This window comes from Flavobacterium sp. 1355 (assembly GCF_017833415.1).
GTDB lineage: Bacteria > Bacteroidota > Bacteroidia > Flavobacteriales > Flavobacteriaceae > Flavobacterium.
Window position 1 is genome coordinate 75,450 of record NZ_JAFICC010000014.1, and the last position, 15,353, is coordinate 90,802.

General features: G+C 31.8%; 12 protein-coding genes. 2 read left to right on the forward strand and 10 right to left on the reverse strand.

What is annotated here, in order from left to right:
* Positions 1-117: 117 nt before the first annotated feature.
* The 4 genes from secA to JOD96_RS18005 form a co-directional block, all read right to left on the reverse strand.
* A complete protein-coding gene (secA, locus tag JOD96_RS17990; RefSeq protein WP_209565613.1) occupies positions 118-3,459 on the reverse strand; it encodes a preprotein translocase subunit SecA in 3,342 nt (1,113 codons plus the stop codon).
* A gap of 86 nt (positions 3,460-3,545) precedes the next feature.
* Complete coding sequence (locus JOD96_RS17995) at positions 3,546-3,767, reverse strand: DUF2795 domain-containing protein (RefSeq protein ID WP_007138072.1); 222 nt, start codon at positions 3,765-3,767, stop codon at positions 3,546-3,548.
* A gap of 172 nt (positions 3,768-3,939) precedes the next feature.
* The gene (locus JOD96_RS18000) at positions 3,940-4,509 is read right to left on the reverse strand and encodes a cob(I)yrinic acid a,c-diamide adenosyltransferase (protein ID WP_209565614.1); all 570 of its coding nucleotides are present in this window, start codon (positions 4,507-4,509) and stop codon (positions 3,940-3,942) included.
* A 127-nt stretch (positions 4,510-4,636) separates the two neighbouring features.
* Positions 4,637-5,323 carry an ABC transporter ATP-binding protein gene (locus tag JOD96_RS18005; protein ID WP_209565615.1) on the reverse strand — a complete coding sequence of 229 codons (687 nt, stop codon included), beginning with the start codon at positions 5,321-5,323 and terminating at the stop codon, positions 4,637-4,639.
* A gap of 275 nt (positions 5,324-5,598) precedes the next feature.
* Here JOD96_RS18005 and JOD96_RS18010 point away from each other — a divergent pair, with 275 nt between their 5' ends.
* Positions 5,599-6,258 carry a DUF6565 domain-containing protein gene (locus JOD96_RS18010; protein ID WP_209565616.1) on the forward strand — a complete coding sequence of 220 codons (660 nt, stop codon included), beginning with the start codon at positions 5,599-5,601 and terminating at the stop codon, positions 6,256-6,258.
* A 54-nt stretch (positions 6,259-6,312) separates the two neighbouring features.
* Here JOD96_RS18010 and JOD96_RS18015 read toward each other — a convergent pair whose 3' ends face one another.
* The 5 genes from JOD96_RS18015 to JOD96_RS18035 form a co-directional block, all read right to left on the reverse strand.
* Positions 6,313-7,092 (reverse strand): O-methyltransferase, encoded by a 780-nt coding sequence (locus JOD96_RS18015; protein ID WP_209565617.1) that lies wholly within the window; start codon positions 7,090-7,092, stop codon positions 6,313-6,315.
* A 107-nt stretch (positions 7,093-7,199) separates the two neighbouring features.
* A complete protein-coding gene (locus JOD96_RS18020; RefSeq protein ID WP_209565618.1) occupies positions 7,200-9,062 on the reverse strand; it encodes an ABC-F family ATP-binding cassette domain-containing protein in 1,863 nt (620 codons plus the stop codon).
* A gap of 284 nt (positions 9,063-9,346) precedes the next feature.
* Positions 9,347-10,198 (reverse strand): DUF6625 family protein, encoded by an 852-nt coding sequence (locus JOD96_RS18025; protein WP_245188446.1) that lies wholly within the window; start codon positions 10,196-10,198, stop codon positions 9,347-9,349.
* A 6-nt stretch (positions 10,199-10,204) separates the two neighbouring features.
* On the reverse strand, positions 10,205-11,821 hold the full coding sequence (locus JOD96_RS18030) for a vitamin K epoxide reductase family protein (protein ID WP_209565619.1): 1,617 nt from the start codon (positions 11,819-11,821) through the stop codon (positions 10,205-10,207).
* Positions 11,822-11,860: 39 nt separating this feature from the next.
* On the reverse strand, positions 11,861-13,051 hold the full coding sequence (locus JOD96_RS18035; RefSeq protein ID WP_209565620.1) for a TlpA disulfide reductase family protein: 1,191 nt from the start codon (positions 13,049-13,051) through the stop codon (positions 11,861-11,863).
* A gap of 715 nt (positions 13,052-13,766) precedes the next feature.
* Here JOD96_RS18035 and msrA point away from each other — a divergent pair.
* Positions 13,767-14,258, forward strand: a complete 492-nt coding sequence (gene msrA, locus JOD96_RS18040) for a peptide-methionine (S)-S-oxide reductase MsrA (RefSeq protein WP_209565621.1) — start codon at positions 13,767-13,769, stop codon at positions 14,256-14,258.
* A gap of 119 nt (positions 14,259-14,377) precedes the next feature.
* On the opposite strand, the gene JOD96_RS18045 is transcribed toward msrA, so the two are convergent.
* On the reverse strand, positions 14,378-15,334 hold the full coding sequence (locus JOD96_RS18045; RefSeq protein WP_209565622.1) for a T9SS C-terminal target domain-containing protein: 957 nt from the start codon (positions 15,332-15,334) through the stop codon (positions 14,378-14,380).
* Between the last annotated feature and the right edge of the window lie 19 nt (positions 15,335-15,353).

Here is a 15,353-nt window from a genome sequence, read left to right on the forward strand (position 1 = left end):
ATTATAACAGTTAGTTTATTTTGGTTAAAAAAAGATCCCCTAAACAAAAAAATGTTCGGGGATCTTTTTTATATTATTATAACAGATTGAAAACCTATCGGATTAGTTATAATTTTATTATTTAACAAGAACCCATTCGCCATTTGCAATTAAAGATTCTGCTTTTTTAAATTTCATTGTTTCAGTTTTACCTGTTGCAACTTCCTGAACTGTTACAGTATCATTACGGTTGATTTTTGGCATATCTCTAACAATCGTTTCGGTAACGTGACGCTGTTGCGTTTCTCCGGCTTCACGGTTGATGTCTTCGCTGTTTACAATTTCGTCTTTGCTTAATTTGAAGTTTTCTTTTTGACGAACTTCTCTTGCTTCGTGAATTTCAGGAACGTTTTGAGCCGGTAAATCACCTTTGAATAAGAATGAAATAACTTCTTTGTTAACGTTGTCCAACATTCTTCTAAATAAATTAAAAGCTTCTAATTTGTAGATAAGCAATGGATCTTTTTGTTCGTGAACAGCCAATTGAACAGATTGTTTCAATTCGTCCATTTTACGTAAATGTTTTTTCCACGCTTCATCAACAATAGATAAAGTGATATTTTTTTCGAAGTCAGCAATCAATTGATCTCCCTGACTATCGTAAGCTTTTTTCAGATCAGTAACCACATTCAAAGTTTTAATTCCGTCTGTAAATGGAACTACAATTCTTTCAAAATGATTGTTTGGCTCTTCATAAACTCCTTTGATGATTGGGAAAGCTTCTCTTGCACTTCTTTCTGTTTTTTCTGTATAGAAAGCCAAAGCCTCTTTGTACACTTTTCCGGTGATTTCGATATCAGATAATTTTGTAAAATCTGCTTCAGAAATTGGAGAAGTGATTCCGAAATAACGGATTAAATCAAAATCAAAAGTTTTAAAATCGTTTGCTACTTTATTATTGCTTACAATTAGCTCGCAAGTATCGTAAAGCATGTTTGCAATATCAAGTTTCAAACGCTCACCAAACAATGCGTGACGACGACGTTTGTACACTACTTCACGCTGTGAGTTCATAACGTCATCATATTCTAATAAACGTTTACGAACACCAAAGTTGTTTTCCTCTACTTTTTTCTGAGCACGTTCGATAGATTTGGTCATCATAGAATGCTGAATCACTTCACCTTCCTGTAATCCCATTCTGTCCATCACTTTTGCAACTCTTTCAGAACCAAATAAACGCATTAAGTTATCTTCAAGAGATACGTAGAATTGAGAACTTCCCGGATCTCCCTGACGTCCTGCACGACCACGTAACTGTCTGTCGACACGACGGGAATCATGACGTTCTGTACCCACGATTGCTAAACCTCCTGCAGCTTTTACTTCTGGAGATAATTTAATATCGGTACCACGACCAGCCATATTTGTTGCAATAGTTACAACTCCGGCTTTACCAGCTTCTTCAACAATTTGTGCCTCTTGTTTGTGCATTTTAGCATTCAAAACGTTATGAGTAACGCCTCTCATTTTCAACATTCGGCTTAATAATTCTGAAATCTCTACAGAAGTTGTTCCAATCAATACAGGTCTTCCTGCGTTTGATAATTGTGTTACATCTTCAATAACAGCGTTGAATTTTTCACGTGTTGTTTTGTAGATATAATCTTCTTTGTCTTGTCTTGCGATTGGACGGTTTGTTGGAATTTCAACAACATCCAGTTTATAAATCTGCCATAACTCTCCAGCTTCTGTAACTGCTGTACCTGTCATACCACTCAATTTGCTGTACATTCTGAAATAGTTCTGTAATGTTACAGTTGCAAAAGTTTGTGTAGCAGCTTCGATTTTTACATTTTCTTTAGCTTCGATAGCCTGGTGTAAACCGTCAGAATAACGACGGCCATCCATGATACGGCCAGTTTGTTCATCGACAATCATAATTTTGTTGTCCATGATTACATATTCCACATCTTTTTCAAATAAAGCATACGCTTTTAAAAGTTGTGTTAAAGTATGAATACGCTCGCTTTTTACACCAAAATCCTGAAATAATCTTTCTCTGGCTTCTGCTTCAGCGTCTTTGTCTAATTTTTGTTTTTCGATAGCAGCAATTTCAGTCCCAATATCCGGAAGTACAAAAAAGTCCGGATCAGTATCTCCTGAAAGGTATTGGATACCATTATCAGTCAATTCTACCTGATTGTTTTTTTCTTCAATTACAAAATACAAAGCCTCATCAACTTTATGCATTTCGCGATTGTTATCCTGCATGTATTGATTTTCGGTTTTTTGAAGCAATTGTTTAATTCCTTCTTCACTCAAAAATTTAATTAATGCTTTATTTTTAGGTAAACTTCTGTAAGCTCTTAACAATAAGAATCCACCTTCTTTAGTGTTTCCTTCTTTGATTAATTTTTTAGCTTCTGCTAAGAAACCATTTGCTAACTGGCGTTGTTGCGCCACTAAGTTCTCAATTTTTGGTTTCAGTTCATTAAATTCATGACGATCTCCCTGAGGAACCGGACCCGAAATAATAAGTGGTGTTCTTGCATCATCAATCAATACAGAATCGACCTCATCGACAATAGCATAATTGTGTTTTCTTTGTACTAAGTCGCTTGGCGAGTGTGCCATGTTATCTCTTAAGTAGTCAAAACCAAATTCGTTATTGGTTCCGTAAGTGATATCTGCGTCGTATGCTTTTTTTCTGGCTTCTGTACTTGGCTGGTGATTGTCGATACAATCAACAGTTAAACCGTGAAATTCAAATAAAGGTGCTTTCCACGTGCTATCACGTTTTGCCAGGTAATCATTCACCGTTACTAAGTGAACTCCGTTTCCTGTCAAAGCATTTAAGTATAATGGGAGTGTAGCAACCAAAGTTTTACCTTCACCCGTTTGCATTTCGGCAACTTTACCTTCGTGCAAAACCATACCACCAATTAACTGAACATCATAATGAATCATGTCCCATGTAATTTCTTTACCGGCAGCATTCCATTTATTAGCCCAGATTGCTTTGTCACCTTCAATAGTAACGTATGTTTTTGTTGCTGAAAATTCGCGGTCTTTTGGAGTTGCAGTAACTTCAATAAAAGAATTATCTTTAAAACGACGCGCTGTTTCCTTAACTACAGAAAATGCTTCCGGAAGAATTTCCATTAACGTTTTTTCTGAAATTTCGTAAGCTTCTTTTTCAAGAGCATCAATAGCATCATAAAGATCTTCTCTTTTGTCGATGTCTTCGATGTTTTCTACTTCCGCTTTAAGCGAAGCAATTTTAGCATCTTTGTCAGCTCTTGCTTCTTTTATTCTATCCTTAAAATAAACAGTTCTGTTTCTTAATTCGTCATTAGATAAACTCATTAAGCTAGTTTCGAATGTTTTAATTTTATTTAAGTAAGGTTGTAAAGCTTTGACATCTTTCTGTGATTTATCACCTACAAAGACTTTAATAATACTGTTTATGAAACTCATGATTGTTATATTTCTTTATTATTTAATATGTATTTGAACCAAAAAAAAAGCCTCCTTAACGAGAGACTTTTTCTTTGGTTTATTTTTTAATATTCATCCTCATTCCAAAGATAATCTTCGTCTGTTGGATAATCAGGCCAAATTTCTTCCATTGATTCATATATCTCGCCTTCATCTTCGATTGACTGAAGGTTTTCTACTACTTCTAATGGAGCACCAGCTCTAATAGCGTAGTCTATAAGTTCGTCTTTGTTAGCAGGCCATGGCGCATCACTTAAATAAGATGCTAATTCTAATGTCCAATACATCTGTTATCTGTTTAGTTTGTGCAAAAATAAATTTTTTACTGAAAAAGACAAGTAAATTTTGATTTATTTTAAGAAAATTTAAGAACGTCTCTATATATTGCGGATTTTAGATTGTTGATTTTAGATTTTTAAATCTTAATAATCTAAAATCTGAACTCTAAAATCTAAAATTTTATTTCCTCGGAATCCATTTCACTTCCTCCGCTTTTAGGTCAGACGACAACTTCCGTGCCAAGACAAAAAGGTAGTCAGAAAGTCGGTTTAAATATTTAATGGCTATTTCAGGGACATGTTCATTATGGCTTAGATGGACTGCCAAACGCTCTGCACGTCGGCAAATACATCTTGCAATATGACAATGTGACACGGTTGGGTGCCCACCCGGCAAAACAAAATGCGTCATTTGCGGAAGTGTATCTTCCATTTTATCAATTTCATTTTCTAACAATTCGATATCAGATTCTATAATTCCAAGATTTTTTAATCGCAATTCGCCATTTTTCATCACCTCTTTTTCTTGTGGCGTTGCCAAAATGGCGCCAACGGTAAAAAGGCGATCCTGAATTTCTATTAAAATGGTTTTGTAATGTGAATCCATTTCCTGATCGCGAATTAGTCCTATATAGGAGTTCAGTTCATCAACAGTTCCGTAACTGTCAATACGAATATGATCTTTAGGAACGCGGGTGCCTCCAAAAAGAGCTGTTGTTCCTTTATCTCCTGTTTTTGTATATACCTTCATTTATTTTAGATTTTAGATTTCTGATTTTAGATTTAATATTTGGAATCTAAAACTGTTTTAAACTGATTTAAAATCACAAAGTATAAGTTACACAAGTAATCTAAAATCTAAAATCAGAAATCTACAATTATTTAGTTGTGTCGCTTTCTATTACACCATCACGTAAACGAATAATACGATGTGCATAAGCCGCGATATCTTCTTCGTGGGTTACCAGAATTACAGTATTTCCCTGTGCATGAATATCACCAAAAAGTTTCATAATTTCTACAGACGTTTTACTGTCTAAGTTTCCTGTAGGCTCATCGGCCAAAATAATAGACGGCTTGTTTACCAGTGCGCGCGCAATGGCAACACGCTGGCGCTGTCCGCCCGAAAGCTGATTGGGCTGGTGATCCATTCTGTCTGCAAGATTTACTTGTTTCAGGACTTCGGTGGCACGTGCTGTTCTTTCTGATTTGGGATGTCCGGCATATATCATTGGTAATGCAACATTATCTAAGGCAGTTGTTCTTGGTAAAAGATTAAAAGTCTGAAAAACGAAACCTATTTCTTTATTTCTAATTTCTGCCAGTTCATCATCACGCATTTTACTGACGTCTTTTCCGTTCAAAACATAATGACCGGATGTAGGTGTGTCCAGACAGCCAAGCAAATTCATCAAAGTTGATTTACCGGATCCCGAAGGTCCCATTAAGGCAACATATTCACCTTTGTTTATTTCAAGATCAATACCTTTTAACACATAAACGATTTCATTTCCAAGAACAAAATTTCGTTTAATGTCAGTTATTTTAATTAATGGATTTGCCATTCGTTTTACAATTTTGGTTTTAAAAGTACAAAACACTTTTTAATATTCAGATGAGTAGCCCGGAATTGATTTATGTTACAAATATTATAAGTAGCCTTAGTGTATTTTATTTAATGCAATCTCTGTTATATTATTTTGTAATGTTTTTACATAATTATCACTTTTTTAATTTTTTATTAAATTTAATTCATATTAAATATTAAATTTTTGAAAATAATTTATTTTTATATCATTTTTTAACTATATTTGTTCTAATAATATTTAATAACAAAATTATGAAAAACATAAAAATTTTATTTGGATTAGCATTACTAGCTATAAGTTTTACTTCTTGTAAAGACGAGAAACAGGAAAATGCAAAAAAAGCAATCGACTCCTATGTATCGTATGTCGATTCTGTTAAAAATGTAAAAGCAGAAGATCTAAAAGCAACCTGGAAAGATGTTGATGCAGAATACAACAGAAGAGCAGAAAATGCTCAGTTGGCACTTGCAGATCTTAAAGACAATACTGCTGAAACAGAAAAAATTAATGAAAGCAAAGTAAAATACGAAGAGTTTAAAAATGAAATGACCACCGTTTTTGCCCCACCAGCGCCAAGTCCTAAACAACAATTGCGTAATGCATTGTTTGGAGAAGGAAAAATTGGTGATGATATGAGTTTTTCATGGGTAAATGCCCAAAATATTCATAGTGTCTACCAACAATTTGTTCATACAGTTGAAGATAATAAAGATAGTTATTCTCGTGAAGACTGGGATGAAATCAAATTACTTTATGAAGCACTTGACAGCCGTAAAAATACTGTAGAAAAAGAAGGTCTTTCTTCTGAGGACAACAGAAAAATTGCAGGTTTAAAAGTGAAATTTGCTCCAATGTATACTGTAAACAGAATGGGAGCGAAATCTGATGAAAATGCAGCAGCTAAAAAATAAAAAAATTGTAACAATTATTATTAAGAATGGCAATCAGCAATGGTTGCCATTTTTTTATGCCCTTATAATAAAATGTTCTTTTTCCTGCTCACGTCTGAAAAAAACAAATCCCCATTGAAAAGTATCAATGGTTACTTTTACTTTTGGATGACTTTTAATACTATTCCATGCTTCCTCCATTTCCGAAGACCAGTGAATATCATCAAAAATCCAAACCGAATCATTGTCAATAGTTGGCAATAGCAAATCAAAATAAGCTAAAGTTGCTTTTTTAGAATGATTTCCATCGAAATATATTAGATTATAGATTGTAGATTGTAGATTTTCAGAAACTAAAAAAGATTCAAATTCAGAAACAATGGTGTCTACATTTTTGCAGTTAAACTGATTCAATTGATTTTGTGCAACATTTGCTGTTTGAGGACAACCTTCAATTGTTGTAACTTTTGCTTTTAGATTACCTAAGGCAAGGGCAGAAGTAGCCAGTCCCAAAGAAGTTCCTATTTCGAGAATAGTTGTAGGTTTAAAATAATGCGTTACACGAAATAATAATTCTGCTCGTTTTGGAGAAATTCCGGCAGTTGAAGCTATTTTTGAAATTTGTCTTTTATTTGATTTAAAAATTCTTGAACCAGCACCAAAATCGGTCACTTCAATAAAGTTTTTATTTTGAAGCAGTGATTTTCTATAATTTTCTAATATAGAATATTCCGGTTTTTGCTTTTTGTCATAAAAACATTTTGTCAATAAATTAAATACAAACGGCGAATGAACGGCATGTTCGTTTTTAGAATGCCATAAGAATTTTAAATATGATTTTATGATGTGCAGCATGATTTATTTTCACAGAGATTCACAAAGAAAAGCACAAAGATTCACAAAGAATAAAATAAATTTTGGAGTAACTCTGCGTTTTTCTTTGTGAATCTCTGTGAATAATCTTATCCTTCTATTTTAGCTGATAATTCAAACCAGCGTTCTTCTTTCTGATCTATTTTATTGATTATATTTTGCAATTCGTTTGCTTTTTTCTCGATATCAGCATCAGCTACTTTTCCGTCAGAGAATAATTGTTCGATTTTGACTTTTTCAATTTCAAGATCTTTTATCTCTCTTTCAAGTTTTTGATATTCTTTCTGTTCGTTGAAAGACAGATTTCCGGTTGGATTATTTTGTTTCCAGTCTTTCTTTTCTGCTTTGTTTTCTTCTTTCTGAGCAACGTCTGCACTGTCTTCATAGGCTCTGAAATCGGAATAATTTCCCGGGAAACTTTCAATTTCTCCATTTCCTCTAAAAACAAATAAATGATCGACAATTTTGTCCATAAAATAACGGTCGTGCGATACAACAAGCAGGCATCCCGGATAATCTAAAAGAAAACTTTCAAGAACGTTAAGTGTTACAATATCCAGGTCATTTGTTGGCTCATCGAGAATCAGGAAATTTGGATTCTGAATCAAAACGGTACATAAATACAAACGTTTTAATTCTCCCCCGCTTAGCTTTTCTACAAAATCATACTGTTTTTTGGCATCAAAAAGAAAACGCTCCAGCAATTGCGAGGCTGAAATCATTCTGCCTTTTGCAAGCGGAATAAATTCTCCGTATTCTTTAATAATATCTATTACGCGCTGATTTGGTTTCGGATTAATTCCGCTTTGTGTATAATACCCAATTTTTATAGTATCACCTTTTACCACACGGCCACTGTCAAGAGGAATCGTTCCCGTAAGAAGATTTAAGAAAGTCGATTTTCCGGTTCCGTTTTTACCAATAATTCCGATACGTTCTCCTCGTTGGAAATCAAAACTGAAATTATCAAGAATAACGTGATCTTTAAACTTTTTAGAAATTTTGTGAAGCTCGATAATCTTGCTTCCCATACGTTCCATATTAATTTCAAGCTCGACCTTATTTTCTTTTCTACGGCTTTGTGCTTTTTCTTTGATAATATAGAAATCATCCTGACGTGATTTGGATTTTGTCGTTCTCGCTTTTGGCTGACGGCGCATCCATTCCAATTCTTTTACAAATAAATTTTTGGCCTTATCAACGCTGGCATTTTCAGAAGTTATTCTTTCTTCTTTTTTCTCCAGATAATAAGAATAATTTCCTTTGTACTGGTATAGTTTTCCATTATCGAGTTCGATGATTTCATTACAAACACGCTCTAAAAAGAAACGGTCGTGCGTAACCATAAACAAAGTAATGTTTTCTTTTGCAAAATAACTTTCCAGCCATTCAATCATTTCAAGATCCAAGTGATTGGTTGGCTCATCTAAAATCAACAGGTCGGGACGATTAATCAAAATGATGGCCAATGAAAGACGCTTTTTTTGCCCTCCAGAAAGATTTTTTACTTTTAGTTTAAAATCTTCCAGTTTTAGTTTAAATAGAATCTGTTTGTATTGTGTTTCAAAATCCCACGCATTGTGTCGGTCCATTCCGTCAAAGGCTTTTTGATACGCTTCTTCATCATCCGGATTTTCTAATGCTTTTTCGTAGGCTTCAATAATTTTCAAAGTTTCATTATCTGAAGCGAAAATGCTTTCTTCAATAGTCAGTTCTTCCTGTAAATTGTTGTCTTGCGAAAGAAAAGCCATTCTAATTCCTTTTCTTAAAACAACCTGACCAGTATCAGGCTCGTCCAGACCATTAATAATACTCATAATGGTTGTTTTACCGGAACCGTTTTTTGCAATAAAAGCAATTTTTTGGTCTTTATTGATCCCAAAAGAAATGTTGTCAAACAAAGTTCTCTCGCCAAATGATTTGGATATATTTTCTACAGATAAGTAATTCATATTGTTAAGTTTCTTTAAATCAGACAGTTGTAATGTTTTAGGTATATACGTATCTAATTTAGTCTCTAGCTCTTAAAAAGACTGTTTTCTTTTATTTAAGCGGCAAAGATACCCTTTTGAACTTAACAAAAAAAGATAGCACTACGCTATCTTTTACTTTGAATCTTTAATAATTAACTGACTTGTATTTCTTTTGATTATTAAAGGGATTGTAAGCTTTTAATTTTTATCTTAATTTCATATTTATCAACGTCGTTTGGATTTCAATTCCGCAGTAACTGAAATCAATTAGATTTACGTGAATGGTAAATTTTTGCTTTACTTATAAAATATTTATCTGGAATTTTTTTTATTATTTTTTTAGGTTTATAGAATTTTTTAAACCAAAATAAGTGATACATTATGCCTTCATATTTGTTTTTATAATAGATTCTACCATTATCAAAAGTTATTTGACCAGTTAAACCTTCTAGAAGAATAAAATCAAAATGTGGTTTAATCTCACCTGAAATTTCTGCACTTTTTATTAAATGTGTAAAGCTTTCAATATTAGTCTTTAACTCAAATATTGATTTCCCCATCGTTAAATCATCCCAGACAAAGTTGCATTCATCAAAACAATAATGGTCAGGGGATGTAAAAACTGTTTTAAAATCCTTACTTCTCTTAAAAAAATTATTCATCAAATCATTATTCTTATATAGAGCAAAGCAACCTGTTGTGTAGTCGTGTCGCATACTAATAAAATCATAAGTATTTAATAGTTCATCAGTTAAAAAATCCCGAATATTTCCATAAATGATATCAATATCACTTTGCCCCCAAAAGTCATATCCTTTTATTAACTCCGAAAAAATAAATCCATATGCAGGTTTGAAATCGCAGAGTTTATACGGATAGTCAATATTTACTTTGAATCCTAATTTTTTAGATGCTTCTTCTCTTATTTCTTCAAGCGACTTATCAATTATTTTAACGTTTGATGGTTTATTTAAAATTGTTTCCTTATTATCAGTAATGATGTAAAAATCAATGTCAATATTATATTTACAAGAATGAATGAAGTAAGGAAAGTACCATGGGTAGGAGCCTGACCAGCAAATTAGAATGGCAATTGAATTTATTTTTTTTTTCATTATTTATCAATATACAATTGCTTCTTTTTTTAAATCAAAATTTACTATTTCTTCGATAATAAAATCATCGTCGATTACATCATTTATAAAAAATTGTAGATTTTTTCTTGGATAAGTTTTTGGATATTTATAACCATTAATAAAAATTGCTGGAGTGGCATTATAATTATTATCTATACACCAATTTTTGTGTTCTTTATAAATGGTATCTATCAAAACAATGTCGTAATCAATAGTATTTTTTTTTGTCCATTGCTCAACATTTTGCAATTCATACCAATTATGCATTGCTTCTAAATATGCAGTTTCTCCTTTTTGTAAAAATATAGCGAGTAAAAGTCTTAAAAGAGGTTGGTTTTCTTCTCCTGCTGTATCCATATCGGCGTTAATAATTATGTTAACTCGAATTTCAGCATGGTGAGCTTTTAAAATTGTTGACATTATTTCATGAACCTCTTTACATGGAGCACAAAATGGATTTGTTATAATGGTTAGTACTTTTTTGCTGGAAATATTTCCTAAAGCTATAGAAGCTTGAGGTAGTGTTGTTTTAGCTCCTGAAATTAGTAGAGTTTTAAAAATTTGATAATTTTTCATAAAGCGCGTTCCTTCAAATTGCAATTCATTTAATTCTTTGATATTTGTTAAAACAGGTTTTAGAAAAAGCCAAATAGCACTGAATCCAGTAAAAATAATTCCTGAAATTAAAACATTCTTAAAAGATACATATATAGTATCAAACAGTATAGTTGTAGTAATCAATTCTAAAAGAATAATAGTAATTATTGCTAAACAAATTGGGCACCATTTTTTTTCAACTATTTTTTGGTAATAGAATGAGAAACAGATTATCGGGATAGTTAAAAGAAGTAAAATTTTTTGAAGATATATAAAATCTGTTACATTATTACTAACAAAGGCAATGCTAAATGCTACAATCTGATAACTGAAAAAGACGATACTTAAATCGCTCAAATTTACAATTTCAAATATTTTCCATTTTTTAGTATCCATAATAGTTTTACAACTTGTGGATGCTGAAAAATTACAAAAAGCGTTAATGATTTCATTTTTACTACCTAACAGATCCTTAAAAGCTGCAATCGAAAATAGTGCTCCAAAGATAGGTAATAGCAGAAATAGGGCACATACATGCGATTTTCCTTCTATAATAGATAATGTAAAAAATAATAAAATAAAAAGCAAAGGGAAAAGCCAAAACAATAAATTTTTAGATTTTTGTGTGGTAATAGAATCAGCTGTTTTTTCTGCGCAAAGCACAAAATTCCCCCATTTTGATTTCAAATCTTGCTTAGAAATAAGCTGGGCTTTTTCATTACGCATAACAAAAATTTTTCCTTTTCTTATTTCAGCAAAGTAAATGTGAGTATCATTAATTTTTTCATTAAGGATTACTAAAAACCTGTCAGGTAATAATTCTATTTTATCAAAAGTTACATTAAAAACACCATTATCAATATTAAAAAAAGAAAGTGTGTCGGTAATAGCTAATATGCTGGGGTAACTAGGATGGGCTTGAACTTGAAATAAAAACTCCTTTCTGTCAATATTAATATCCTCTTTTCTTAAATAATGGAATACATTATTAAAAGCATCACTCATAATTCTATTATTATTTATTTTTAAATTATTATTTCTTATTTAATTGTTAGCGAAAATCCTTGTAATTTTATTAACGATATCGTCTTCATTATCCTTTCCTCCACCTCTCCATCTTCCAATTATAAAGCCATCCGGATCAATTAAAATTTTTACGGGAATACTGGTTATAAAAAATGATTCCTCAATTGTATTATCATTATCTTTAAGTAAAATATGTCTCCAGTCTGCTTGATCTTTTTTTATAGCGTCAATCCATGAGTTTCTATCCTGATCTTTTGATAAACCAACGATTTCAAAACCCTTATTGTTATATTTTTGGTGCAATTTCTTTAGATATGGAGTGTCAGCTCTACAAGGTCCGCACCAACTTGCCCAAAAATCTAATAGAACATATTTGCCATTTGTCAACTCTGATAATTTAAATTGAGATTTATTTATATCTATTATAGTGTAATCTTTTATTTTTTTGCCAACATTGTTTTCAGAAAAAAGGACTAATTTTTCTTTTAATAAAATACCTCTCATACTATTTTTTAATTTTGATGAAAGGGAGTTGTATAGGTCTTGAATTTGACTAAAATATTTCGAAGATTTTCGGCCTTTTAATCTGGATAACAAAAGATCCGTGCATACATATGAGTAAGGATATTCTTTGATAAACTCAAATTCTTTTATTATTTCCTCATCAATAGAACTGTCAACTGCATCGTCAATTATCCCAACTTTTTCTTTTAAAATCTTTTGATCGTCAACGTTTTGAGTTTTATTTATCAGCCCTACAAAGCTTACTCTTAAAGCAAACAAAGAATCTTGTTTAAAAAAAACGCGAGACTTCATTTTTTTTAATTCTAGAAACTCTCTTTGGGTTTCAGATCCTTTAAATTCAGAATTTGAGAGGTTGTTAAAGTCGATTTTTACTTTTATAATATTTGGACTTAGGTAAAACTTTATGGTACTATATCCGTCCATTCTAAAAATATTGTTTGTGCTTAAATACGATTCTCTAGGTTCTTTAATTAATCCTCTAAATTTAAATGATCCATTAGCAACAATTGTGGAGTCAATAATTTCATTATTTTGATCGTCAAAATAGGAGATGAATAATTTATTACTTGATGAGGTATTTACAACACCATTTAATTCAAAAAACAGATTGTCACTACTTTTTTGAGCAGTAGTGTAATTTGCTATTAATAACATTAATATGATATAGGAATAATTAAAAGCCATATTTTTAGAAAGTTAAATAGTAAAATCAGGAGGTGCAAGCACCTCCTTTATAAAAAATGTTAACTACCGCATGTCCCATGATTACAACGAGGACAAGTTGTATTTGGGGCACAAAATGAATCTGAGCTACATTCTTCTGTGCATTCTGGAGTATAACTTCCTCCGCTTCCAGCCATAATTGTTTTTAATTCAGCTCTAGTAAGTGAATTTTGCATTAGTTTTAAACTAATTTTTTCCATGATTTTAGTTTTAATGTTATAAAAGAAATATTTATTTAAACTTACAAACATAGGTACCAACTTATGTGCACGTAAATCAATGCTATAAATGTAAGAATTTACTTCAAATATTGCATTTATAAAAATATAATCAAAATAAAATTGTGGATTCTTTAGTTATACTCGAAAAGTATAAATTAATGCAGATAGGGGAAGGTGGTGTTTTAGCTGTGTTTTTTTGAATTACTGATATGTTTTTGTAGTGTTTTTTATGTGTTTTTAATTTTCACAAAGAGGCTTGTTTCAGTCAAACATAACCCAAGATTAGATTTAGGAAAATTTATTTTTATAAATGGATTGCTAACTTTAGTCAAAAAAGAAGTCTTCCAGCTTTTTTATTCTGAATAAATTGTGACCGCATGATTTTTAAAGTTACTAAATTTGCTATTAGCAAGAAATCAGGACTTATTTAGGTCAAAATAATAAAACAAAATATCATGACGAATTTAAAGAAAGCTTATATAGCCGGAGGCTGTTTTTGGGGTATGGAAGATTTGTTTCGTGTACGTCCAGGTGTAAAAGATACTGAGGTAGGTTACATCGGAGGGCAAAATGACAACCCCACTTACCGAAACCATCCAGGACATGCAGAGGGTATAGAGATCACATATGATGCTGATGAAACCTCTTATAAAGACCTTTTAGATTACTTTTTCAGGATGCATGACCCCACTACGGTCGACAGACAGGGTAATGATCTGGGATCCAGCTATCGATCTGCTATATTTATCCAGGATGAGCACGAAGAACAAATTGCCAAAGAAGTGATTAAAATTGTAGACGATTCTGAGCGATGGAATGGCAAAGTAGTTACCACACTTGAGCCTTTTACTAAATTTTGGCCTGCAGAAGAAAATCATCAGGACTATCTTATCAAGCACCCAAATGGATATACGTGTCATTTTGAAAGATTTGGTACCTTCTTATAAACTCATCAAATGATGCAAACCATATTTACAAACAAAATGGTTTGCATCATTTACTAAAATCTTTTTTTAAAATTCTTTCATCGGATACGATTTACATTAATATTTTGAATCTGACCCAATTATTGAGGAACAAATAAAGAACTCAAATCAAAATAATGCATTTGCTGAGGAACGTTCAGAACTGGTTTTCTAACCAAGGATTCGTTTGTTATATAATAATGTAAACCATCTTTACTTGCAATTCCTTCAATCTGGTGAAAAGGAAGTTTGAGATTTATTTTTCTTTGGTTTCCCTTTAAAAAATCATGGTTTTTGAAATCATATAATAAATACAAAAAGGTTTTTCCTTTTTTTGAATATCCACAAAGAACAATTCTTTTTTTCGATTCTAAGTAAGCAACTCCGGTTATTAAGCCCTGTGTGTCAATAGTTTCTTTGTATTGTGCAATGTGCTTTCCGGGCTTATTCGATAATGCATAAATAGCGGTTTTAGAAGACTTCCATTGTTTGGAAAATAGGTATATGCTGTCTCTTGATACAATAAAAGCTTCACAATCAAAATTGGTTGTATTTCCTTTTTGAGGACTAAAATCTGTTTGGTCAGAATACGAAAATGAGATGGTGTCAATAATTGGATTTCCGTTTAAAAAATCTTTTTTATCGATTTTTAAAATATGTAAATCAATGCGGTTTCCGCTGTAATTATTTCCAAAGTCACCGATGTATAAATGCGTGCTGTCCTGTGAAATTTCTTCCCAGTCATGATTAATTACATTTTGTAATACAACCTTTTTTCTGATCTTTCCCAAAGAATCCAATCCGTATAAAGTCGTGTCGTGATCATCATTGTGCGTCCATAATAAATTAGCAAAAGAGGCAAATCCTGAAGTTTCCCTTACAGAATCACTTAATTTTACTGAATATTCAGGTTTTAATTTTACTTGTTTATACAAACAATCTCCGTTGTTTATTTTTGCTTCAGGATTATAATTTTGAGAAAGAGGATCTGTGCAGCCCTCAATTTGCCCATAAGTTACTGATGTTAATAAGAAAAAGAATAAAATGATTCTTTGCATTTGCTGTATTTAAAATTCA

Excerpts from the sequence above, each read along its gene's own strand:
- JOD96_RS18000 (WP_209565614.1), bottom strand. The coding sequence starts at position 4,509 with ATGAAGGTATATACAAAAACAGGAGATAAAGGAACAACAGCTCTTTTT.
- JOD96_RS18020 (WP_209565618.1), bottom strand. The coding sequence starts at position 9,062 with ATGAATTACTTATCTGTAGAAAATATATCCAAATCATTTGGCGAGAGA.
- JOD96_RS18015 (WP_209565617.1), bottom strand. The coding sequence starts at position 7,092 with ATGCTGCACATCATAAAATCATATTTAAAATTCTTATGGCATTCTAAA.
- JOD96_RS18010 (WP_209565616.1), top strand. The coding sequence starts at position 5,599 with ATGAAAAACATAAAAATTTTATTTGGATTAGCATTACTAGCTATAAGT.
- msrA (WP_209565621.1), top strand. The coding sequence starts at position 13,767 with ATGACGAATTTAAAGAAAGCTTATATAGCCGGAGGCTGTTTTTGGGGT.
- JOD96_RS17995 (WP_007138072.1), bottom strand. The coding sequence starts at position 3,767 with ATGTATTGGACATTAGAATTAGCATCTTATTTAAGTGATGCGCCATGG.
- JOD96_RS18045 (WP_209565622.1), bottom strand. The coding sequence starts at position 15,334 with ATGCAAAGAATCATTTTATTCTTTTTCTTATTAACATCAGTAACTTAT.
- JOD96_RS18005 (WP_209565615.1), bottom strand. The coding sequence starts at position 5,323 with ATGGCAAATCCATTAATTAAAATAACTGACATTAAACGAAATTTTGTT.
- JOD96_RS18030 (WP_209565619.1), bottom strand. The coding sequence starts at position 11,821 with ATGAGTGATGCTTTTAATAATGTATTCCATTATTTAAGAAAAGAGGAT.
- JOD96_RS18035 (WP_209565620.1), bottom strand. The coding sequence starts at position 13,051 with ATGGCTTTTAATTATTCCTATATCATATTAATGTTATTAATAGCAAAT.
- JOD96_RS18025 (WP_245188446.1), bottom strand. The coding sequence starts at position 10,198 with ATGAAAAAAAAAATAAATTCAATTGCCATTCTAATTTGCTGGTCAGGC.
- secA (WP_209565613.1), bottom strand. The coding sequence starts at position 3,459 with ATGAGTTTCATAAACAGTATTATTAAAGTCTTTGTAGGTGATAAATCA.